The sequence below is a fragment of the Streptomyces sp. NPDC093225 genome (assembly GCF_044753805.1).
GTDB lineage: Bacteria > Actinomycetota > Actinomycetes > Streptomycetales > Streptomycetaceae > Streptomyces.
Genome location: NZ_JBIVNX010000017.1, coordinates 106,138 through 127,798, shown reverse-complemented (window position 1 = coordinate 127,798; position 21,661 = coordinate 106,138). Strand labels below are relative to the sequence as shown.

Here is a 21,661-nt window from a genome sequence, read left to right as displayed (position 1 = left end):
GGATCAGGGAGCGGGGCCTGGTGCGTGCGATCGCAAGGCGGAGGAGGGAGTCAACGCGGAGCGTTGAGGACCGACGACAACGCGGCGAGCGTGCGTGCCAGGCCCCGCGAGCCCGGCATGATCCGAAAGACAGGCCCCTAGTCCGTCGGCCAGACCGGCAGCGGCCGGACCTGCTCGCGCAGGGCGGCGGCGAGGGCGCTGAACTCCTCCTGCCGGGCCGTGCCGGCGCGCATCGCGAAGGCGATCCGGCGGGTGGGCGCCGGCTCGGCGAAGTACCCCGTGCTCAGGTGCTCGTTGCGGGTGGTCTCCAGCCGCAGCGCGGTCCGCGGCAGCAGCGTCACCCCGAGTCCGCCCGCGACGAGTTGGACCAGGGTGGAGAGGCCCGCCGCCGTGGTCGTGACGTCGGCCCCTTCGGTGCGGCCGGCCTCCCGGCAGATGTCCAGCGCCTGGTCCCGCAGGCAGTGCCCCTCGTCGAGCAGCAGCAGCTGCAGCCCCCGCAGCTCTTCGCGCGGGATGTCGCGGCGCCCCGCCAGCGCGTGGTCGCGCGGCACGAGCAGGACGAAGTCCTCGTCGAAGAGCGGGAGTTCGGTCACCCCCGGGACGCCCAGCGGCACGGCGAGCAAGAGCAGGTCCAGCCGGCCGGCCGCCAGTCCGTCCAGCAGCGAGGCGGTCTGCTCCTCGTGCACCTGGAGGTCGAGGCGGGGGAAGCGCCGGTGGACCAGCGAGAGCACGGTCGGCAGCAGGTACGGCGCCACGGTGGGGATGACGCCGAGCCGCAGCACGCCGGTGAACGGCGCCCGCACCGCCTCGGCCTCCTCCATGAGCGCGCCGACGGACTCGAGCACCGCCCTGGCGCGGGCCGCGATCCGCTCCCCGGCGGGCGAGAGCAGCACCTTGCGGGTGGTGCGCTCCAGGAGCTGCACCCCGAGCGACTCCTCCAGGGCGGAGACCGCCCCGGACAGGGCCGGCTGGCTCATGCCGATCGCGGCGGCCGCGTCGCGGAAGTGCAGGTGCTCCGCCACCGCCGAGAAGGCGCGCAGCTGCGCGAGGGTGGGCTGTTTCGCTCCCCTACTACTCACTGCCACTGATAGGAACCTCCGATCGCATCGCACAAGCTTAGCTATTTCCGTAATCAATGCAGCTGTGTCAGCATGTGAGATCAGTCCAACCCCTTCGGAAAGCCCCCAAAAGGGCCACTTTCCCTGCGCAATGGAGTGCACGTGCTCACTGTCGGTGACAAGTTCCCCACCTACGATCTGACCGCCTGCGTCTCGCTCGAGGCCGGCGAGGAGTTCGCCCAGATCGACCACAAGACCTACGAGGGCAAGTGGCGCGTGGTGTTCTTCTGGCCGAAGGACTTCACCTTCGTCTGCCCGACCGAGATCGCCGCGTTCGGCAAGCTGAACGACGAGTTCGCCGACCGCGACGCCCAGATCCTCGGTGTCTCCGGCGACTCCGAGTTCGTTCACCACGCCTGGCGCAAGGACCACAAGGACCTGCGCGACCTGCCCTTCCCGATGCTGGCCGACGGCAAGCACGAGCTCATGCAGGCCTGCGGCGTGCAGGGCGAGGACGGCTACGCGCAGCGCGCCGTGTTCGTCGTCGACCCGAACAACGAGATCCAGTTCTCGATGGTGACCGCCGGTTCCGTGGGCCGTAACCCCAAGGAGGTCCTGCGGGTCCTCGACGCCCTGCAGACCGACGAGCTGTGCCCCTGCAACTGGACCAAGGGCGAGGACACCCTCGACGCGGGCGCCCTGCTGGCCGGTGAGTGAGCATGGCCCTCGATGAGCTGAAGGCCGCGATACCGGACTTCGCCAAGGACCTGAAGCTGAACCTCGGCTCGGTCATCGGCAACCAGAGCACGCTCACCGAGCAGCAGCTCTGGGGCACGGTCCTGTCCTGCGCCATCGCCGCCCGCTCGCCGCAGGTCCTGCGCGAGCTGGAGCCGGAGGCCAAGGCCAACCTCAAGCCCGAGGCGTACACGGCCGCCAAGGCGGCCGCGGCCATCATGGGCATGAACAACGTCTTCTACCGCACCCGCCACCTGCTCTCCGACCCGGAGTACGGCACGATGCGGGCCGGTCTGCGGATGAACGTCATCGGCAACCCGGGCGTGGAGAAGGTCGACTTCGAGCTGTGGTCGCTCGCGGTCTCCGCGATCAACGGCTGCGGCCAGTGCCTCGACTCGCACGAGCAGGTGCTCCGCAAGGCCGGCGTCGACCGCGAGACGATCCAGGAGGCCTTCAAGGTCGCCTCGGTCGTCCAGGCGGTCGCCGTCACCCTCGACGCCGAGGCCGCGCTGGCCGAGTAGGACCGGCGCACCGTACGGCCCCGGGCCGTACGCCCCCGGAACCGTCCCTGTCCAGGGGACTCCCCGGACGGACCCCCGACACCTCTGGTGCCGGGGGTCCTTTCGTCTCACTCCGCGCGCTTCTTCAGCCGGTTCAGCAGCGCGGTCATGTCCTCGATCATGGCGGACTGCAGGGCCGTGTCGTCGAGGGTCTCGTCGGGGTGCTCCCCGTCGGGCTCGTGGACATCGGCCCAGCCCCAGTTCAGGCCCGCCTCCAGCATGAAGACGACGCCGCCGTCGACCACCCGCAGCTGCGGTTCGCCCAGCGTCCCACCGGTCAGCATGACGGCCTTCTCGCCCAGCCCCAGGACCGCCTCGCGCTCAGCGGTTCCGACGCTCCAGCGGCTCTGGTCGACGTCCGCGTCGAACTCCGCCTCCGGATCGGTCTCCTTGTGCACGGCCATCGTGACCTGCATGTCGTAGGCCTTCTGCCACCCGGACTTGGTCGGCGGTCCCTGCACGGACATCGAGCAGCTGAACCAGTCCACCGCCGCGTGCGCGCTCTCCCTGTGCTGGGGCTGCTCGGTCAGCTTCCCCATCAGCCGCGAGAGCCCGGTCGGCTTCACCTCGGCGCACAGGTCGGTCGGCACCCGGTACGCGACCGGCGGGGCGTCGTGGTCGCCCCGGTCCCCCAGCGCGTACAGCCCGCCCGCCCACACCGCGGAGGCGGTCAGCGCGCCGCCCAGCGCCCACACCCAGCCCGCGGGCGGGCGCCGCTCCCGGGTCGGCGGTGGCGCCCCTCCGAGGGGTGCCGCCGGTACCGTCGGGCCGAACGCGTCCCCGTACGCGCCGTTGAGCTCAGGCTCGGATATCACCTTGGTCGTCCCCCTGGCCGATCGGAGACGCGGCGAGAGCGGTCGCCCCGTGGGGCCCCGGCCCCAGCTGCGGCTCGTGCTCACGGGAGTACGCCCGCAGGTAGACGACCACGGTGTTGGTGACGGCCACCAGCGGGACCGCGACCACCGCGCCCCCGATTCCCGCGATCATGCCACCCGCGGCGACCGACAGCACAACGGCGAGCGGGTGCACCCGGACCGCCCGGCCCAGGATGAACGGCTGCAGGACGTGGCCCTCGATCTGCTGGACGGCCAGGACGACGAGCAGGGTCATCAGGGCGGTCCACACGCCCTGCGTCACCAGCGCCACCACCACGGCCAGCGCGCCGGAGACCACCGCGCCGACGAGCGGGATGAAGGCGAACAGGAAGATGAACACGGCCAGCGGCACGGCCATGGGAACGTCGAGGAAGTAGATGCCGAGACCGATGAACACCGCGTCGATCAGGGCCACGATGACGGTGCCGCGCACGTACGCGGTCAGGGTGCGCCAGGCGCGCGGGCCGGCGCCGGACAGGCCGGGGCGGGCGGCGGTGGGCATCAGGCCCAGGGTCCACTGCCAGATCTTCCGGCCGTCGTAGAGCAGGAAGAGCGTCGAGAACATCGCCAGCAGGATCCCGGTGAGCGCCTCCGCGACCACCGTCACGCCCTGCAGACCGGCGGAGGTGATCTCGTCGGTGTTGGTGGTGATGGTCTCCTGGAGGTTCTTGGCCAGGTCGTTGATCTGCTTCTCGGTGACGTGGAACGGGCTCTTGAGGGCCCAGTGCTTGAGGTCCTCGATACCGCTCTTGACCTGGTCGCCGAGGGTGTCGATGTTCTCCATCACCTGCCAGACCACGAACCAGCCGGCGAGTCCGATGACGACGAACCCGGCGACGGCGGTCAGGGCGGTGGCCAGGCCGCGCGGCAGCCCCAGTCGGCGGAGCCGCACGACGAACGGCTGGAGCAGCGCGGTCACGAGCATGGCCGCGGCGAACGCGAAGACCACGAGGCGGATCTCGCCGATGACCCGCATGAGCGCCCAGACGACGGCGCCCACGATCAGCAGCCGCCAGGACGCCTCGGCGGCCACCCGCATGCCCCAGGGCAGGACGCTGACGGGGTCGGGCAGGCCCGCGGGCCCGGGAGCTCCGTGGCCGTGGGGCGGGCGGCCGGTCGGCGGACCGCCGGGACCGCCGGCCGCGGCGGGAACCTCCGCTCCGGCCAGGGCGCCTGCGACGGCCGTACCGGCGACGGCGGGCACGGTGCCGCCCGCGGGCGCGGTACCGGCACTCGGCACGGCGACGGACACGGCGGCGGGCGCGGCGGCGGGCGCGGGGACCGTGGCGGCCGCGCCGCCCGGCGGCAGGTCCGCCGCCTCGGCGGCCTCCAGCTCGGCACGGCGATCGTCGAGGCGGGCTTCCACCTGGTCGAGCCGCTTCGCGAGCTGGCTCAGCCACTCACGCCTCTTGGACATCCTCATCCCTTTCCCCCGCCCCCCGGACACGCACCCGGTCGACCGTACACGCGCGAAGCCCCGCACCGAAGTCCGGTGCGGGGCCGGGCCCGGGTCGGGAGGGACCCGTCAGGGCCGAGGCGCGGCGGCCCGGGGCCGGGGGCTCAGTCGCAGAGCCAGCCGGACTGCGTCTTGTAGTTGAAGAGCTCGTAGCCGGCCGAGCTCCACATGGTGGCGGTGAGGACGCCGCACACGGGGTCCGTGGTGCGCACCGGGCCGGCGTAGTTCAGGAAGTTGCCCTCGTCCGTCTGGCAGTTCTTGCCCCACGAGTCGCAGGCCTGGACCTTCAGCTTGTAGCTCTTCGAGCCCATGTTGTTGTCCAGGATCGCGCAGCCGACCTGGTTGCCACCCTTGGTGTAGGTGAAGAGGGTGGCCAGCCGCATCTTGGGGTCCGTGCCCTTCGGCAGCGGGATCGCGGTGGTCAGCTTGTAGTCCGCGCCGCAGGCGGTCCCGGACGCCATGGCGGCCCGGGGGAAGGCCTTCACGAAGGCCTTGGTCTGGGCGTCCGCGTTCTTGGCGAGCGCCACGCGGGGGGCGTCGGCGGCCACCGCCTGCGGGCCCGCGAGCGCGGTGGCGGCGAGTGCCGCGACGACGCCGGTGCGAACGACTCCCATCGTGATGGACATGGTGGGTCCCCCTCGGTAAATGAATGCGTGATGTGGTGCGGGCGCGGCCCGGTCAGTGCTCGGGCCGGGACGGACCGGTCGGGGTGAGGCGCGGGGGCCTGCCCCGGGGGCTCAGTCGCAGAGCCAGCCGTACTCGGTCTTGAAGGTGAAGATCTCCTGGCCGGCGGGGTTCCACATGGCGGCGGTGACGATCCCGCAGACCGGGTCGTTGGTGCGCACCGGGCCGGCGTAGTTCGCGAAGTGGCCCTCGTCCGTCTGGCAGGTCCGGCCCCGCGGGTCGCAGGCCTGGACCTTGAGCTTGTAGCTCTTCGAGCCCATGTTGTTGTCCAGGATCGCGCAGCCGGCGTCGTTGCCGCCCTTGGTGTACGTGAAGAGCGTGGCCAGCCGCATCTTGGGGTCCGTGCCCTCGGGCAGCGCGACGGCGCGGGCCAGCTTGTAGCCGGTGCCGCAGGCGGTCGCGGAGGACATGGCGGCCCGCGGGTGGGACGCGACGAACGCCTTGGTCTGGGCGTCCGCGGTCTTGGCCAGCGGCACGCGGGGGGCGTCGGCGGCCACCGCCTGCGGGCCCGCGAGCGCGGTGGCGGCGAGTGCCGCGACGACGCCGGTGCGAACGACTCCCATGGTGATGGACATTGTGGGTCCCCCTCGGTGAATAAATGCGCGATATGGTGCGGCGCGCGGCTCGGTCAGTGCCGCGCGAAGGCGCACACAGAACCCGGAACAATACTGCGACCGCAATACACATATGGGCGTGGGCAGCGATTATTCGATGGGCTTGACGCCTGCCCAACGACCCTAGCCGGACGCGAACACCACCTCGGACCAATCAGTGAGCGACATGGATCACAAGAGCGAATTGCGCCGCCCGCCGGAGGGCCGAAATCCTCCCGATGCACGCCTCCGACCTGCAGGAACATGCAACAGCGCGACACTTAAAATCCAATAATCAACCACTAAAGCGTGACCGGAACGGCCGATTCCCATACCCTCCACACGCACAGAACCGGAGGCTCCTATTCCGATCCTCAGCTTTCGCTCAAATTGACAATTCACGCTTGCCGCTCCCCCTCGGCCTGTGATTAAGGTGCTCACCGCCGGTTCGACCAGACCGGCGCCAATGGGGGACTCATTTCGATTTCGTGGCCACGACGTGAATCTGCTTCTCCCCGTGCGTTTGAGGGGAAAACGTTGAGACTACGGAGAAGAGCGCGCGTCCCGCTCGCCGCGATGGCGGCGGCCGCGGTGATGGCGACACTGGGGCAGAGCGTCGCCCTGGCAGCCCAGCCCGCCGGCCCGGACGCGGCGGTCGCCCCGGCCCCGGCCGACGGCGGCGGCACTGCGGACGCGGTCGCCCCGCCCCAGCGCGATGCGCTGCTGGGCAAGGGTTGGAAGGGGTCCAAGGACCGGGCGTGGACCACGTCCGGTGACGCGGGCGGCTTCCACCTGCTGGTCGCCGACGAGCGCAGCGGCTACGCCTGGCGCACCGCCGCCACGCTGTCCGAGCCCGGCTTCGAGGCCGACATGTGGATCGGCAACGCCTGTGTGACGGGCTCCGGCAAGCGGGCCGTGGTCGCCTATGCGCCCCGTACGTTCACCAACAAGGCCGACCTGATGGCGCGCGGCGCCTTCACGGCCGTGGTGGACCTGGACACGGGCGCCGTCCGCAAGCTGGACCGGCAGACCTCGCTGGCCTACTTCAGCCCGGGCTGCGGCACCGGCGAGACGGCGGTGTTCACGCAGCTGGGCGGCGAGAAGAAGAACGCCACCCGGCTGATCAAGGTCGACGCGGCCGCCGCGCGGCTCGCGAAGCCGATCTCGCTCACCGGGCAGGTCACCTCCGCGGTGCCGGTCGGCAAGGACATCGTGGCCGCCGACTCCGCCCGGATCGTCCGGATCGACGACCGGGGCCGGCGTACCGCGGTCGCCGCCACGGACCGGATCCCGTTCCAGCTCAAGGCGGACGCGGACGGCGGCGTGGTCTTCCTGGACCGCCCCGCCGCCACGGCCAGGACCAAGTCCCCCGTCGACGCCCCCGGCACCGTCAAGCGGGTCAGCGCCCAGGACATCGCCCGCGGCGACGCGCGCAGGGCCAAGCCGGCCCTGCTCGCCTCCGGGCCGCTGGCGAAGATCGACCTGACGCGCAGCGCGTCGGGCAAGGTCTTCATCACCGGCGCGGCCCGGCCCGTCGGGAAGCTGCCGCGCGCCGTCGCGCGTCCCGCGGACCTCCCGAAGGACACCCAGGCCTCGACCCGGGGCCAGGCCCTGGTCACCCGCAGCGAGTGGGCGGACGTCGCGAAGCCGACGGCCCGCAAGGCCAAGGCCGACCTCTCCCGGGCGATGAAGATCTCGCTCAAGGCCGTCGACACCGGCCGGAACGCCTCCTTCGAGGTCACCCCGGGCAACGAGGGCCGGCACTCCGCCGAGGGCCGCACCATGTCCCCGGTCCTGCGGGCCGCCGTCCGCCCGGCACCGTCCGGCCAGGGGCACCCGGCCGCCGCGCCGGCCGCCGGTTCGGCGAACAGCCCGATGGAGTCCGAGCGGTACTGCTCGGTCCCGCGCAACGACCCGCGCAAGCAGGCCATGCAGCCCAAGCCGCGCCAGGTCGAGTGGGCGGTGGACCAGGCCATCACCAACAACCTGAACAAGCACATCTCGCGCCCGGCGAACTGGAAGAACACCGGGATGGGCGCGTACCAGCCGCAGTCGCTCTTCCCGCGCCTCGAGCTCGAGGGCGGCGGCCGTGTCCCGGCGCAGGTGATGCTCGGCATCACCGCGCAGGAGTCGAACATGTGGCAGGCCACCCGGTTCGTCGTCCCCGGCGTCACCGGCAACCCGCTCATCGGCAACTTCTACGGCATCGGCCACACCTCGGACGGCAAGCAGACCGACCCGTGGGGCATCAACTGGGAAGAGGCCGACTGCGGTTACGGCATCACCCAGATCACCGACGGCATGCGGATCAAGGGCCACGAGAAGAAGGGCGAGACCGCCCTCGACCCGCTGCGCCAGGACGCCGCGGCCCTCGACTACACGGCCAACATCGCCGCGGGCATCAACGTCCTGATCGACAAGTGGAACCTGACCCGCAGGGACGGCCTGACGGTCAACGGCGGCAAGCCCCAGTACATGGAGAACTGGTTCTTCGCGCTCTGGGCCTACAACGCCGGCTACTACCCGAAGGCCGACGCCGGCAAGAACGGCGGCCTGTGGGGCGTGGGCTTCACCAACAACCCGGCCAACCCGCTGTGGAAGGCCAACCGGCTGCCGTTCCTGGAGAACGCCCTCGGTGGTGACAACTACTCCGACGCCGCCCACCCGCAGGACTGGCCGTACCAGGAGAAGGTCCTCGGCTGGGCAGCCCGCCCGCTGCAGGCCCTGGAGTCGCCGGACAAGATGGTCGTGGGCTTCCGGCCGGCGTGGTGGGCCACGCCGCTGGACCGCTCGATGCTGAAGCCGCAGGAGGGCCTGTTCTGCACCTCCGACAACGAGTGCGACAAGTCCAAGATCGGCCCGAACGACGCCAACGACCCGGGCCGGGGCGCCTGCACGCGTACGGACCTCAAGTGCTGGTGGCACGCCCCGGTCGCCTGGAAGAAGTGCGAGGGGGGCGTCTGCGGCAACGAGATCCTGCGCTTCGACGACACGTACAAGGAGGAGGCGGACGGCACCGCGTACCCACCGGTGTGCGAGAAGAAGGGGCTGCCGAACGGCGCCCTGGTCGTCGACGACCTGCCGGCCGGCACCCCGACCCCGCGGCCGGGCTGCGGTCCGGTCGCCTCGGACGGCTCCTTCGCCTTCAACTTCGCCGGCAACCTCGGCGGTGGCGGCCTCTACCCGTCCAAGATGGACACGCACCAGCTCGGTGCCGGATACAACGGCCACTTCTGGTTCTCCCACACCCGCGCGGACGGTGACGAGGGCAACCGCCTGAAGGTCACCGGCACCTGGACGCTCAACCAGCAGATCAACGGCTGGGCCCGGGTCATGGTGCACATGCCCGACCACGGTGCCCACACCCGCCAGGCGAAGTACCTGATCGACACCGGCAAGGGCACCAAGTTCCGGGTGGCGCAGCAGCGTACGGGCGAGAACCGGTGGGTGTCGCTGGGCGCGTTCCCGTTCGCCGGCACGCCGAAGGTGTCGCTGTCGACCATCAGCATGGACGGCGACGGCAACGAGGACGTCGCGTGGGACGCGGTGGCCTTCCAGAAGCTGCCGGGCAAGCCGAAGGACATCGTGGTCGCGCTGGGCGACTCGTACTCCTCCGGTGAGGGCGCCTCGAAGTCGGGCGGCGGTGACTACTACGCCGAGACCGACGTGCTGGGCAAGGACAAGAAGCTCCGCAACGCCTGCCACCGCTCCAAGTACGCCTGGTCGCGGCAGGCGAAGCTGGCCGACTCCGGCCAGTCGATCGGTGAGCGCGCGGACAACTGGGACGCGAGCATGGACTACCACCTGATCGCGTGCTCCGGTGCCACCACCGAGAACATCGTCCCGGGTGGCACCGGCGGCCACACGGCCTGGGACCAGATGCACTTCGGCGAGCTGCCGCAGCTCGACCAGGGCTACGTGGACGAGAACACCACCCTCGTCACCCTGTCCATCGGCGGCAACGACGCCCGCTTCGCGGACGTCATCCAGAAGTGCATCTGGGGCGGCGTCGGCATCCCCGAGCTCTGCCAGGACGGCAAGCTCGACGGTGACAGCGAGCCGCTGAAGGCCGCCGAGCCGAAGTACATCAGGAACCAGGTCAAGGCGGCCCTCGTCGAGACGCTCAAGGCGATCAAGGCGAAGGCCCCGAACGCCAAGGTGGTCCTCATGGGCTACCCGATCCTGCTGGAGCACTCCGGCCAGTGCGTCATCGGCATCGGCACCTCGGAGGCCCCCTGGATCTCCGAGATGGGCGAGATCATGCTCCAGACGATGGCCGACGCCACCTCGGAGGCCAAGGCGGCCGGCGTGGACGTGACGTTCTCGGACCCGAAGGCGGAGTTCGCGGGCCAGGCCATCTGCGGCGACCCGGAGACGATCCACGGCATCGTGGCGGACAAGACGCCGGGCGACCAGCCCAGCATCGGCGACCAGCCTGCCTCGGCGCAGTCCTTCCACCCGAAGATCCAGGGCGCGCGGCACTACGCCGACTCCCTGGAGAAGACCCTCCGGTCGATGGGGATGTAAGGCATGGGAACCCACCGCACCGTCAGGATCCTGGGCAGCGCCGTGCTCGGCGCCACGCTCGGCGCCGCAGGGCTGGCGGCCGTCCGCTGGGGGCAGCAGGCCGACGACCGGGTGTGCGGGAGCAGCCCGGACGAGTTCTGCATGACGCTCCACCCGTTCGAGGGCATGGCGCTGTGGCTGGCCCTGACGCTGGTGGGGTTCTGGATCGGCCTGTGGGCGCTGCGCGTCCGGCCGCTGGCCCTGTCCGTCCCGGCCTGCGTGCTGGCCGGCGTACTGGTCCAGATGGTGTGGGCCCAGTACGTCGGGCTCGGCTGGTCGTGGCCGCACGCGGCGGTCTGCGCCGCCGTCCCGGCGCTGCTGGCGGCGGTGCTGCCGGCGCGCCGGACCTGAGGAAGTCCCGTTGCCGGGGCCGCACGGCCCCGGCAACGCCAGTGGGGGGGGGGGCCACCCCCCCCCGGGGGGGGGGGGGGGCGCCCCCGGCCGGGGGGGGGGGGGGGGGGGGGGGGGGGCGCCGGCCCCGCGGGCCCCGCCGGGGGGGGGCCCCCCCCCCCCCCCCCCAACGCCAGTGGGGCCGGATCCAACCGCCTTCGGCGGTTGGATCCGGCCCCACTTCGCGTGCTGGGGAAGGCCTAGTAGTAGCTGTTGGCCTGCCAGAAGCTCCACGCGCCGCACGGGCTGCCGTAGCGCTCGTTCATGTAGTTCAGGCCCCACTTGATCTGCGTCGCGGGGTTGGTGCGCCAGTCGGCGCCCGCGGACGACATCTTCGAGGCCGGGAGGGCCTGGACGAGGCCGTACGCACCCGAGGACGGGTTGACCGCGCGGTAGTTCCACGTGGACTCGTGGTTCACGATGTTGCTGAAGCACTGGAACTGACCGGCGCCCACGATCTGGCGGGCCATCGCCTTGACCTCGGCGACGGTGTAGGAGCTCTGCGGCGCGAAGGAACCGGGGTCGCGGCGCTCGGAGCGGCTGGCGATGTCGTCCTTCGCCTCGCGCTCCTTCTTCGCCTTCTCCTCGGCGGCTTCCTTCTTCGCCTTGGCGTCCTTGGCGGCCTGGATACGGGCGGACTCCTCGGCGGACTTCTTGGCGTCCGCGTCGGCCGCGCTGGCGAGGGCGTCGGCCTGCTGCGTCAGGGACGCAGTCTGGACCTGGGCCTGGTCGCCGACCGGGATGTCAGTGAGGAGCGTCGTGCCCGCGGCGGTCGTCTCGAGGTCGTTCGAGGCACCCGGGTCGCCGGCGGCAACACCCACGACTGCACCAACAGTGGTGACCGCGGTGGCGGATGCCACGGCGAATCCCCGGACCGAGATCCGGCTCACACGGTTTCCTTCCAGCAGCGTCCGGGGCGTGACCTGGCGGACGCAAGAGTGCCCCTGGCGCTGGCCTCCACTTGCCAATGGTCACTGGAGGCGCGGGCCCGTGGACAACTCCCTTGAGGGGAGTGCCTCGTGGTGCTTCCGGGCGGCATACGGCGGTGTCTGTTGAGTTGTGGTGGCGCTGCGCACCTCCGCGGAGAACCTCCGTGGAGATACAGGTGTGCCGTATGCGGGGCCTGACGGAAGCAAGACTTTGCCGGAGGTCGACACCGCAAGGCAATTCCCCGTTGCGTGGGAAAGCTCACACCTCGTGGGGCGACGTAGGTTTGGGGAAACGCCTGTGCACGAGGGCGCCGCCCGGCTAGGCTCCTGGACCTTTGCCGGACGGCGCCAACTCGCCTGTCCGATTCACCCCTTCACGAGGCCTTCGGGTTGCTTGCGCTCAGATCGTCTCCAGCATCTCGGTGACCAGGGCGGCGATCGGCGAGCGCTCCGAGCGGGTCAACGTGACGTGGGCGAACAACGGATGGCCCTTGAGCTTCTCAACGACCGCGACCACGCCGTCGTACCGGCCCACCCTCAAGTTGTCGCGCTGGGCGACGTCGTGGGTGAGGACAACCCGGGAGTTGGCCCCGATACGGGACAGAACGGTCAGCAGGACGTTCCGCTCCAGGGACTGCGCCTCGTCCACGATGACGAACGCGTCGTGCAGCGACCGGCCGCGGATGTGCGTCAGCGGCAGCACCTCCAGCATCCCGCGCCCCAGCACCTCCTCGATCACCTCGCGCCCGGCCACCGCCGAGAGCGTGTCGAAGACCGCCTGCGCCCACGGGCTCATCTTCTCGGCCTCGGTGCCCGGCAGGTAGCCCAGATCCTGCCCGCCCACCGCGTACAGCGGCCGGAAGACCATCACCTTCTGGTGCTGGCGGCGCTCCAGGACGGCCTCCAGGCCCGCGCACAGCGCCAGCGCCGACTTGCCCGTGCCGGCCCGGCCGCCCATCGAGATGATCCCGACGTCCGGGTCCAGCAGCAGGTCCAGCGCGATCCGCTGCTCCGCGCTGCGGCCGTGGATCCCGAAGGCCTCGCGGTCGCCCCGCACGAGCTTGACGTTGCCGTCCACGGTGACCCTGCCCAGGGCCTTGCCGCGCTCGGACTGCAGGACGAGGCCGGTGTGCACGGGGAGTTCCGCGGCCTCGGGGACGTAGAGCCGCTCCTCCGAGTAGAGGAGGTCCACCTGCTCGCCGGAGAGCGCGAGCTCGCTCATGCCGGTCCAGCCGTCGCCGGTGATCGCCAGCTCGGCGCGGTACTCCTCGGCGAGCAGGCCCACCGAGGAGGCCTTGATGCGCAGGGGAAGGTCCTTCGACACGACGGTGACGTCGTACCCCTCGGCCTGGAGGTTGCGGGCGACCGCGAGGATCCGCGAGTCGTTGTCCCCCAGCCGGAAGCCCGCGGGCAGGACGCCCGGGTCGGAGTGGTTGAGTTCGACGCGCAGCGTGCCGCCGAGGTCGCCCAGCGGGATTGGGGCGTCGAGGCGGCCGTACCGGACCCGGAAGTCGTCCAGCAGGCGCAGGGCCTGGCGGGCGAAGTAGCCGAGCTCGGGATGGTGCCTCTTGGCCTCCAGCTCCGTGATCACCACGATCGGGAGCACGACCTCGTGCTCGTCGAACCTGGAGAAGGCGTGCGGGTCGGCCAGCAGGACGCTGGTGTCGAGTACGTAGGTGCGCCGGTCGGGTGTGCGGCGCTTTGTGCTGGTCACCACGGAAGGACGTACCCCCTCGAGTGAGGTCGGGCCATGAAGCCCGGACCGGTCATCGGCCGCAATGCCAGGGCCGATTTCCGGCCCTCCGCTTCGTACGTGCGGTCCGCACGCGCGTCCTGGTGCAAAGGGCCTCCCGGGCGGACGGCCCGGTGCCGCCCGCTGAGATGCGACACCCGTGGTTCGGGCGTCGACCTGCTTGGGGTATTCCCCGAACACGCGCCGCCATGCCACGGCACATGACGGACGGCCGGTGAATCCCTGGTGAAGGCCTTGCTGGTGGGAGCGGTGCGAGCGGATGCGGCGTCAGGCTCCGGGGGCCGTGGTGGACTCCCCCGGAGGACCGGGGCGGAGGGTCAGGCGCCGTAGCGCCGGTGCCGGGCCGCGTAGTCGCGCAGCGCCCGCAGGAAGTCCACCTTCCGGAAGGCCGGCCAGAAGACCTCGCAGAAGTAGTACTCGGAGTGCGCGCTCTGCCAGAGCATGAATCCGGACAGCCGCTGCTCGCCGCTGGTGCGGATCACCAGGTCCGGGTCGGGCTGGCCGCGGGTGTAGAGGTGCTCGGCGATGTGGTCGATGTCGAGGACCTCGGCGAGCTCCTCGATGGAGGTCCCCTTGCGGGCGTGCTCGTGCAGGAGCGAGCGGACCGCGTCCGTGATCTCCTGCCGGCCTCCGTAGCCCACGGCGACGTTGACGAGTATCCCGCGGACGTCGCGGGTGGCTTCCTCGGCCTCCTTGAGGACGCTCTGCGTCCGGGCGGGGAGGATGTCGAGGTTGCCGACGTGGTGGACGCGCCAGCGGCCGTCGGCGGCCAGGCCGCGGACGGTGTTCTCGATGATGTTCAGCAGCGGGCGGAGCTCCTCCTCGGAGCGGTCCAGGTTGTCCGTGGACAGCATCCAGAGGGTGACGACCTCGACGTCCGTCTCGGCGCACCAGCCCAGCAGCTCGTGGATCTTGTCGGCGCCGGCCTGGTGGCCCTGCACCGTGGTGCCCCCGGCGGCCTTCGCCCACCGGCGGTTGCCGTCGAGGATGACGCCGATGTGCTTCGGCACCGCCGCGTGATCGAGGCGGCCTTCCACCCGGCGCGCGTAGATTCCGTACACCAGGTCGCGCAGACTCACGTTTTCAGCCCCTTCGTGCCTAGACCCCGTGCGCTTCGCTGTCCCCCGACGGCGCCACATTACTGCGCGTCGGGATCGGCGGCCCAACCCGGGATGTCACAAGTCCGTGATAGGGAGGACAACGTGACTGATAACAATCCCTATCGGGCAGAGGCCACCCGCTACGACTCCATGGAGTACCGGCGCACGGGCCGCAGCGGCCTCAAGCTCCCCGCCGTCTCCCTGGGCCTCTGGCACAACTTCGGCGACGACCGGTCGCTGGAGTCCCAGCGCTCCATCCTGCACCGCGCCTTCGACCTGGGCGTGACCCACTTCGACCTGGCGAACAACTACGGACCGCCGGCCGGCTCGGCCGAGCTGAACTTCGGCAAGATCTTTGCGCAGGACTTCGCGCCGTACCGGCACGAACTGGTCGTCTCGACCAAGGCCGGCTACCTGATGCACCCCGGCCCGTACGGCGAGTGGGGCAGCCGCAAGTACCTGCTGGGCTCGCTCGACGCCTCGCTCCAGCGGATGGGCCTCGACCACGTCGACATCTTCTACTCGCACCGCTTCGACCCGGAGACCCCGCTGGAGGAGACCATGGGCGCCCTCGCGTCCGCGGTCCAGCAGGGCAAGGCGCTGTACGTCGGCGTCTCCTCCTACACCGCCGAGCAGACGGCGGAGGCGGTGCGGATCCTGACGGACATGGGCGTGCGCCCGCTGATCCACCAGCCCTCCTACTCCATGATCAACCGCTGGACGGAGGAGGACGGGCTGCTCGACACCCTGGAGGAGGCGGGCATGGGCTGCATCTCCTTCGTGCCGCTCGCCCAGGGCCTGCTCACGAACAAGTACCTCAAGGGCATCCCCGAGGGCTCCCGCGCCACCCAGGGCAAGTCCCTGAACCCGGACCTGCTGTCGGACGAGGTGCTGCGCCGCCTGCGGGGCCTGAACGACATCGCCGCCCGGCGCGGCCAGTCGCTGGCCCAGCTGGCGCTGAGCTGGGTCCTGCGCGACCCGCGCATGACCTCGGCCCTGATCGGCGCGTCGAGCGTGGCCCAGCTGGAGGAGAACGTGGCGGCCCTGAGCGGCGCCCCGCTGTCCGACGAGGAGCTGGCGGAGATCGACTCGTACGCGGTCTCGACGCCGGGGACGAACATCTGGGCCCAGCGGGGCTGAGCGCCGCCCGTTCCGCGGTGCCGGGGGGCCCGCGGGCGGGGCCGGCTCGCCACGGCTGAGCTGGGGATTCCCGCCCCGCGGCCGGAACTCCCGGCCCGGGAACGAAAAACGGGCCGGTCCGTGGGGGGGATACGGACCGGCCCGAGGGGGGGGTTCCACCATAACCCTTCGTAAAGCGTGCTGCGTGCATTGCCGCGACACGATTACGCAGCGAGTCCGCCCAGGAGCAGTCCGGTGAACGCCCCGGCGGCCATGAAGGGCCCGAACGGGAGGGCGGTCCGGCGGCCCGCCCGGCCCCTCAGCACAAGGGAGAGCCCGTACAGGCCCCCGTAGAGGAAGCCGAGGAAGGCTCCGACGAGCAGTACCCCCCACCCGTACCACCCAAGAGCGACCCCCAGCGCGAGCGCGAGCTTGACGTCGCCGAAGCCCATGCCGTCGGGGTTGATCAGGAAGAGGACGAAGTAGGCGGCCGCGAGTCCGGCCCCGCCCAGCAGCCCGTCCCGCCACGACCCGGCCGCACCGGGGGCGAGGGCCGCGCAGCCGAGCAGCACCACGGCGCCGGCGGCCAGCGGGAGGGTGACCACGTCCGGCAGCCGGTGCACGGCCCGGTCGACCAGCGCGAGCAGCACCGCGAACGGGGCGAGCAGCGCCCAGACCGCGGCCTCCGGCACGTTCCCGGCGGCCCCCGCGAGCGCGGCGCACACGACGGCGGTCAGGACGGCGGTGCGCACCGGCTCGGGCCCGTAGGCGACGCCCCGGCAACGCGCGGTGCCGAGCCAGCCCGTGAGGGGGTGACCCCGGGGGCAGTCGAAGCGCCAGGGCTCCCCCGGCTCGACCGCCAGCCGGTACGCGGCCTTGGGCAGCAGCAGCCCGGCACCGGCGCCGTACGCGGCGGCGACGAGGCTGATCAGGACGATGACCACGCCCCCGAGGCTAGGGAGGCCGCCGGGGCCCGGTCATGGGCCCCTGGGCCCATTCGGACGCGGGTGCGGGGGTCGTACGCTCGCCGGCACGGGCACGGGGCACGGGCCCGGGGCACGGGCATGAGCACGGACAGAGGGGCGGGGGCGCGATGGGCGGCGGGCGGCGCTGGCGGGACGGGACGGGGACCCTGAGGGTCCCGGCGGCGGCCGGGGGCGCGGCCGACCGCGAGGTCCCGCTGGAGGTGGCGGCCTCGTACCGGAGCCGTACGCGGGGGCTGCTGGGCCGGGACGGGATCGAGGGGGCCCTGCTGCTGACCCCGGCGGGGAGCGTCCACACGTTCCGGATGCGCTTCGCGATCGACGTCGCGTACCTGGACCGGAACCTGCGCGTCCTCGCGGTCCGGACGATGCGCCCGGGCCGCCTGGGCCTCCCGCGCCCGCGCTCCCGCCACGTCCTGGAAGCGGAGGCGGGCCGGTTCGCCGCCTGGGGCCTGCGCCCCGGCACGACCGTCGGCCTCGCGCCCGGCGGCGGGGCCGGGCCCGTACCGGAGGCCGACGGGCCCACGGTAGGTTAGGGCGGTTGGCCACAGCGGAGCGGCAGGGCGTCGGGGAGCGGGGATGGCGAAGAACGCGCAGGTCGAGGCGCTGGAGCGGCTGATGCCCGCGGTGCACGGCGCCGACGAGGAGATCGACTGGACGGCCGCCGAGGCCGCCTGGGGCACCCGCTTCCCCGCCGACTACGTGGCCTTCATGGAGCGCTTCGGTGCGGGCTCGATCAACGGCGAGGCCGGCGTCCTGCTGCCGCTCGCCGCGCACGGCCCCCAGTACGACCCGGACCAGATGGCGGAGGAGACCGCCAACGCCCGCACCACCTGGCAGGGCCTCGGGGGCCGGGCCGCGTTCGACACCGACCCGGAGCACATCCTCGCCTGGGGCGTCACCGCGGGCGCGGACATACTGTGCTGGCACACGGTGGACCCCGATCCGGACCGCTGGCCGGTGCTGGTCTGCGGCCGCCACACCGCGGAGCAGTTCGCGCTCTACCCGTACGGGATGGCCGAGTTCCTGTGCCGGCTGTTCACGGACGACTTCGACCTGAACCCGGTCAGCCTCGTCTTCTGGGACAGCGAGCGCCCCCAGTCCTTCGTCAACTGGCGCGAGGCGCAGCGCCGCTGGCTCGCCGGCCTCAACCCCGAGACGGGCGAGCCGGACCCCTACGCAGGCCGCTGAGCGCCGCCTCCTCCCCCACCCCCGGCAGCGCCCCTCACCCCTCGACGCCGTCCGCGCCACCTCGCGCGGGCGGCGTTCCGCATGCCCGTACGCCAGCGCCCGGATCGCGCCACGCACACCGCCGGGCCCACCGACCGGTCGGTCCGCCCAGCCCTCTCCGTACTCCTCGGAAAACCCCGCGGAGCCGGGTCTACGCGCGTCATAAAAGTCGATCAGATATCGGAAAACACCAGTAGGAATTCGGCCAGTTGGAGCATTGCCCACAACTGCCGCCCCGGGGGATCCATCCGCCCGAACCCCGGGAGAGAATTCCGGCGCAACGGGCCACCGAGGGACACGGCAACCCTGAGCAACCCAAACCGACAAGCAGCAACACGAACCAAAAGGAATTCAGGGGACACCGACCGTGCGACGAAGATTGTTCGGCCCGGCCGCGGCGACCGCCGCGCTCGGCCTGCTCGGCACACTCACACTCACCGGCTGCGGCACGTCCGCCGGAACCGGCAGCGGCACCACGCTCCGGCTCGTCGCCGCCGAATACGGCGACACCGCGGCCACCAGCTCCAAGGCGTACTGGGACGAGGTCACCAAGGCGTTCCACGACCAGAACCCGGACACCACCGTCGAGGTGAAGCTGCTGCCCTGGACCGACGTGGACCGCGAGGTCACCCGCATGGTCAAGGACGGCGACGCACCCGACATGGCCCTGATGGGCGCCTACTCGGACTTCGCCGTGGACGGCGAGCTCTACGGCGCCGACGAGCTGCTGTCGGTCTCCGCCGAGGCGAACTTCCTGCCGCCGCTCTCCGAGGCCGGGTCGATCGGCAGCAGGCTGTACGGCCTCCCGTGGGTCGCCAGCAGCCGGCTGCTCTTCTACAACAAGAGCCTCTTCCGGGAGGCCGGCATCGACGGCACGCCGAAGACCTGGTCCGACCTGAAGGCCGACGCCAAGGCCCTCAGGAGCGCCGGGGTGAAGTACCCGTACGCGCTGCCGCTGGGCCCCGAGGAGGCGCACGCGGAGTCGATGATCTGGGAGCTCTCCAACGGCGGCGGCTGGGCCGACAGCAGCGGCGGCTACAACATCGCCTCCGACGCGAACGTCCAGACGTTCAAGTGGATCCGCGACAACCTCGTGCGGCCCGGGCTGACGGGCCCCGGCGAGCCCGCCGCCTTCAACCGCCAGGACGCCTTCGACGCCTTCCTGCGCGGAGACGTCGGCATGCTCAACGGCTATCCGTCGCTCTCGCACGAGGCCGCCAAGCGCGGAATTTCCGTGGGCGCCATCGAAATGCCGCAGGCGGACTGGCTGGCGGCGAGCGGGGAAACCCCGCCGACGTTCGGCGTGGCCGACTGGATGGTGGCGTTCAAGGAGAACGGAAACCGCGAGCCCATCGGAAAGTTCCTCGATTTCCTCTACGCGGACAAGAACCTCGAGGAGTTCGCGGGCCGCTACCACCTGCTGCCCTCGACCGTCACCGCCGGTCGCGACTCGAAGGACACGACGGCGGACGGGACCGACGCGCAGTTCCTCACCGCGCTGCGCGGCGCACAGCTCTACCCGGTGAACTCGCCGTCCTGGCTGAGCGTCAGCGACACCATCAAGCGCAACATCGGGCGCGCCGTCGCCCCCGACGCCGATCCGAAGCGCGTCCTGGAGGACATCGCCGAGAAGGCGCGGTCGGCCGCGCGCGGCTGACCCGGCCGGGGCCTCCCCCGTGAGAGACCGGCCGTTCTCCCCCCGTACGACCGGCTTCCCGCCGAGGCACGTCCCGCCCCCCTCCCGAAGGTCCTGCGCCCCGCGCGTACGGGACCCTCGCCCCCGCCGCGGCCCACCCCCGCCCCGGCACGATGGCTGCACGGCGTCGATCCGACGCCCCCGGCGGTCGCCCGCACCGCGCCCACAAGGCGCCCGCGGAGCGATCCGCCGCCCCTCCTCCGCTTCCCCCGCTCCGCCCTCCGCCCCTCCCTCCGCGCACCGCTCAGCCGAACGCCTTGCGGAGCCGCGCGCAGTCGGAGTCCCAGCGCAGCGTGCCCCGCACCGTCGCCGTCGCGTCGGCGGGACCGGTCCGGGTGATCGACCAGCGCACCGTGTACGCCCCGGAGTCGCAGGCGACGCGGCGGCCCAGCGGGTACGTCGCACGGAAGCCGGCGGGCCGGCCGGCCTTCGCCTCGTGGAACTCCGCGACCTTCGCGCCCCGCTCCGAGACCACCGTCGCGTCGAGGGTCACGTCGTGCGTGCCCTTCTTGGCGGCGCCGAGCGAGCTGCCGCGCAGCAGCCGGCCGCTGTAGACGTCGTACGCGAACTCGACCTTCGGCTCGTACGCCAGCGTCGCCGGGTCCGGCGCGCCCCCGCCCCAGTCCGGCGCCTCCTGCGTCGCGGGGCGCTTGCGGGTCTTGAACACCACTCCCGGATGGAAGCGGAACTGGGCCTCGAGCCGGTGGTGCTCGTCCTTCGTCCATGCGGTGCGCATCGTCTTGTCGCCGCCGGCCGGGTCCTGGGTGTACGCGTCCGGGGGCGGCGCGGCGGCGGTGGCGGCGGTGCCCGCCGCGAGCAGGGCGAGGCCGGCGGCGAGGAGGGGGACGGTGCGGTGGGTGCGGGTGCGGGCGCCGGCGCGGGTACCGGTGCCGGTGCTGGTCGTGGGGGTCATGCCCGGACAACGCGGGGTGCGGGCGGCCCGGAACTGCGGGGGCCGCGCATTCACCCGTACGGCCGCCAGGGGTCCGCCCCTGATCCGTCGGCCTCCTAGGCCTGGCCCGTCTCGAAGCGGCTCACCTGGCCGCCGTCGGTGACGGTGAAGCGCCAGGCGGTGCGCATCTCGCCCCAGGCGTCGTTGCGGTAGTTGACGGTGATCGCCCGGCCGTGGTCGGACTCGGACTGCACGTCCATGTGGCCGTTCGAGTCGAAGATCTCGCGGTCCACCCACTCGTCGAGGTCCCGGTCCGCGCCGTCGTCGGACATCGTCGCCGCCGGCGTGAGCAGCGCCGTGAACGCCTCCTTGTCGTGCGCGTTCACGGCGGTCACGAACTTGGCGACGGTGGGGTCGGTGAGGTTCTTGGGGGCGATGGTCATGCGGGGCTCCTGGGGGTGGTGCGTACGGACCCCCTCAGGGAACACCCCCGGGGGCCCGGCCCCGGCGACCCTCACCCGCCTGACGGAGGGTCGGCGTGTTGGCGGGGGTCTCTCGGTGGCCGCCACCGGCGGCCGGGAAGCGGCCGTCAGAAGCCGAAGTAGGTGGTGGCCCCGGAGACCAGGGTGCCGATGGTGAGGGCGATGGCGGCCCCGGTGAACTCGGCGACGCGCGCGCCACGGGTGCGGAGGACGCCATGGGCGGCGAGGCCGGCGCTGATGGGGACGGAAAGGACCCTGAACTCGTCGAAGCTGAGGTCCGGGGACCTGCCGGTGGCCAGCGCGCCGAGGACGAAGCCGAGGACGGCGGCGATGACGACGGGAGCGGAGAAGTACAGGCGGGGGCGGCGGTCCCGGGGCGTCCGCTTGCGGGACGCCCGCACGAGGAGGACCAGGAAGATCGCGACGATGAGGACGGCGGCCATCAGGGCGACGGTGCCGGCGGCCTGCCAGAAGCCGGGGGACATGGGGGGGATTTCCCTTCGGTGGGAGAGGGGCGGGTGGTACGGGGACCCGCGGGCCGCGGGTCCCCGTACCGTTCT

The 21,661-nt window shown here is 71.8% G+C and carries 20 protein-coding genes; 8 read left to right on the top strand and 12 right to left on the bottom strand.

Going from position 1 to position 21,661, the window contains the following annotated elements:
• Nucleotides 1-137: 137 nt before the first annotated feature.
• Entirely contained in the window at nucleotides 138-1,085 is a 948-nt protein-coding gene (locus ACIQCH_RS18070; protein WP_402581890.1) for a LysR substrate-binding domain-containing protein, read from the bottom strand.
• Nucleotides 1,086-1,220: 135 nt separating this feature from the next.
• On the opposite strand from ACIQCH_RS18070, the gene ACIQCH_RS18065 reads away from it, so the two are divergent.
• Both ACIQCH_RS18065 and ACIQCH_RS18060 read left to right on the top strand, forming a co-directional pair.
• On the top strand, nucleotides 1,221-1,775 hold the full coding sequence (locus ACIQCH_RS18065) for a peroxiredoxin (RefSeq protein WP_402581888.1): 555 nt from the start codon (nucleotides 1,221-1,223) through the stop codon (nucleotides 1,773-1,775).
• A 2-nt stretch (nucleotides 1,776-1,777) separates the two neighbouring features.
• On the top strand, nucleotides 1,778-2,314 hold the full coding sequence (locus ACIQCH_RS18060; protein WP_402581886.1) for an alkyl hydroperoxide reductase: 537 nt from the start codon (nucleotides 1,778-1,780) through the stop codon (nucleotides 2,312-2,314).
• Nucleotides 2,315-2,421: 107 nt separating this feature from the next.
• Here the strand turns inward: ACIQCH_RS18060 and ACIQCH_RS18055 are convergent, their stop codons facing one another.
• From ACIQCH_RS18055 to ACIQCH_RS18040, 4 genes are all read right to left on the bottom strand, one after another.
• The gene (locus ACIQCH_RS18055) at nucleotides 2,422-3,168 is read right to left on the bottom strand and encodes a hypothetical protein (RefSeq protein WP_402581884.1); all 747 of its coding nucleotides are present in this window, start codon (nucleotides 3,166-3,168) and stop codon (nucleotides 2,422-2,424) included.
• Nucleotides 3,152-4,645: an AI-2E family transporter gene (locus ACIQCH_RS18050; protein ID WP_402581882.1), complete on the bottom strand. Its 1,494-nt coding sequence runs from the start codon at nucleotides 4,643-4,645 to the stop codon at nucleotides 3,152-3,154. The genes ACIQCH_RS18055 and ACIQCH_RS18050 overlap by 17 nt, the downstream gene beginning before the upstream one ends.
• 143 nt (nucleotides 4,646-4,788) lie before the next feature.
• Nucleotides 4,789-5,310 (bottom strand): hypothetical protein, encoded by a 522-nt coding sequence (locus ACIQCH_RS18045; protein WP_402581880.1) that lies wholly within the window; start codon nucleotides 5,308-5,310, stop codon nucleotides 4,789-4,791.
• Between the two features lie 111 nt (nucleotides 5,311-5,421).
• Nucleotides 5,422-5,931 (bottom strand): hypothetical protein, encoded by a 510-nt coding sequence (locus ACIQCH_RS18040; protein WP_402581879.1) that lies wholly within the window; start codon nucleotides 5,929-5,931, stop codon nucleotides 5,422-5,424.
• 567 nt (nucleotides 5,932-6,498) lie between these two features.
• Here ACIQCH_RS18040 and ACIQCH_RS18035 point away from each other — a divergent pair.
• Together ACIQCH_RS18035 and ACIQCH_RS18030 are read left to right on the top strand one after the other, a co-directional pair.
• Nucleotides 6,499-10,488, top strand: a complete 3,990-nt coding sequence (locus ACIQCH_RS18035; RefSeq protein ID WP_402581877.1) for a GDSL-type esterase/lipase family protein — start codon at nucleotides 6,499-6,501, stop codon at nucleotides 10,486-10,488.
• Nucleotides 10,489-10,491: 3 nt separating this feature from the next.
• Complete coding sequence (locus ACIQCH_RS18030) at nucleotides 10,492-10,878, top strand: hypothetical protein (RefSeq protein WP_402581875.1); 387 nt, start codon at nucleotides 10,492-10,494, stop codon at nucleotides 10,876-10,878.
• A gap of 239 nt (nucleotides 10,879-11,117) precedes the next feature.
• Here ACIQCH_RS18030 and ACIQCH_RS18025 read toward each other — a convergent pair whose 3' ends face one another.
• From ACIQCH_RS18025 to ACIQCH_RS18015, 3 genes are all read right to left on the bottom strand, one after another.
• The gene (locus ACIQCH_RS18025; protein ID WP_402581874.1) at nucleotides 11,118-11,807 is read right to left on the bottom strand and encodes a transglycosylase SLT domain-containing protein; all 690 of its coding nucleotides are present in this window, start codon (nucleotides 11,805-11,807) and stop codon (nucleotides 11,118-11,120) included.
• A gap of 439 nt (nucleotides 11,808-12,246) precedes the next feature.
• Complete coding sequence (locus tag ACIQCH_RS18020) at nucleotides 12,247-13,563, bottom strand: PhoH family protein (protein ID WP_402581872.1); 1,317 nt, start codon at nucleotides 13,561-13,563, stop codon at nucleotides 12,247-12,249.
• A gap of 353 nt (nucleotides 13,564-13,916) precedes the next feature.
• Nucleotides 13,917-14,678, bottom strand: coding sequence for an isoprenyl transferase (locus ACIQCH_RS18015; RefSeq protein WP_402581870.1), 762 nt, complete (start codon nucleotides 14,676-14,678; stop codon nucleotides 13,917-13,919).
• A gap of 123 nt (nucleotides 14,679-14,801) precedes the next feature.
• Here ACIQCH_RS18015 and mgrA point away from each other — a divergent pair, with 123 nt between their 5' ends.
• Nucleotides 14,802-15,839, top strand: coding sequence for an L-glyceraldehyde 3-phosphate reductase (gene mgrA, locus ACIQCH_RS18010; RefSeq protein ID WP_402581868.1), 1,038 nt, complete (start codon nucleotides 14,802-14,804; stop codon nucleotides 15,837-15,839).
• A 203-nt stretch (nucleotides 15,840-16,042) separates the two neighbouring features.
• Here the strand turns inward: mgrA and ACIQCH_RS18005 are convergent, their stop codons facing one another.
• Entirely contained in the window at nucleotides 16,043-16,762 is a 720-nt protein-coding gene (locus ACIQCH_RS18005) for a prepilin peptidase (RefSeq protein ID WP_402581866.1), read from the bottom strand.
• A gap of 149 nt (nucleotides 16,763-16,911) precedes the next feature.
• On the opposite strand from ACIQCH_RS18005, the gene ACIQCH_RS18000 reads away from it, so the two are divergent.
• The 3 genes from ACIQCH_RS18000 (at nucleotide 16,912) to ACIQCH_RS17990 (ending at nucleotide 19,688) form a co-directional block, all read left to right on the top strand.
• On the top strand, nucleotides 16,912-17,337 hold the full coding sequence (locus tag ACIQCH_RS18000; RefSeq protein WP_402581865.1) for a DUF192 domain-containing protein: 426 nt from the start codon (nucleotides 16,912-16,914) through the stop codon (nucleotides 17,335-17,337).
• Nucleotides 17,338-17,380: 43 nt separating this feature from the next.
• Nucleotides 17,381-17,992: an SMI1/KNR4 family protein gene (locus ACIQCH_RS17995; protein ID WP_402581863.1), complete on the top strand. Its 612-nt coding sequence runs from the start codon at nucleotides 17,381-17,383 to the stop codon at nucleotides 17,990-17,992.
• Nucleotides 17,993-18,398: 406 nt separating this feature from the next.
• On the top strand, nucleotides 18,399-19,688 hold the full coding sequence (locus ACIQCH_RS17990; RefSeq protein WP_402581861.1) for an extracellular solute-binding protein: 1,290 nt from the start codon (nucleotides 18,399-18,401) through the stop codon (nucleotides 19,686-19,688).
• A 283-nt stretch (nucleotides 19,689-19,971) separates the two neighbouring features.
• Here ACIQCH_RS17990 and ACIQCH_RS17985 read toward each other — a convergent pair whose 3' ends face one another.
• The 3 genes from ACIQCH_RS17985 to ACIQCH_RS17975 all read right to left on the bottom strand — a co-directional run bounded on the left by ACIQCH_RS17985 (nucleotide 19,972) and on the right by ACIQCH_RS17975 (nucleotide 21,586).
• Nucleotides 19,972-20,640 carry a hypothetical protein gene (locus tag ACIQCH_RS17985; protein ID WP_402581859.1) on the bottom strand — a complete coding sequence of 223 codons (669 nt, stop codon included), beginning with the start codon at nucleotides 20,638-20,640 and terminating at the stop codon, nucleotides 19,972-19,974.
• Nucleotides 20,641-20,735: 95 nt separating this feature from the next.
• Nucleotides 20,736-21,062 (bottom strand): nuclear transport factor 2 family protein, encoded by a 327-nt coding sequence (locus ACIQCH_RS17980; protein ID WP_402581857.1) that lies wholly within the window; start codon nucleotides 21,060-21,062, stop codon nucleotides 20,736-20,738.
• A 146-nt stretch (nucleotides 21,063-21,208) separates the two neighbouring features.
• Entirely contained in the window at nucleotides 21,209-21,586 is a 378-nt protein-coding gene (locus ACIQCH_RS17975) for a hypothetical protein (protein ID WP_402581855.1), read from the bottom strand.
• Nucleotides 21,587-21,661 lie beyond the last annotated feature (75 nt).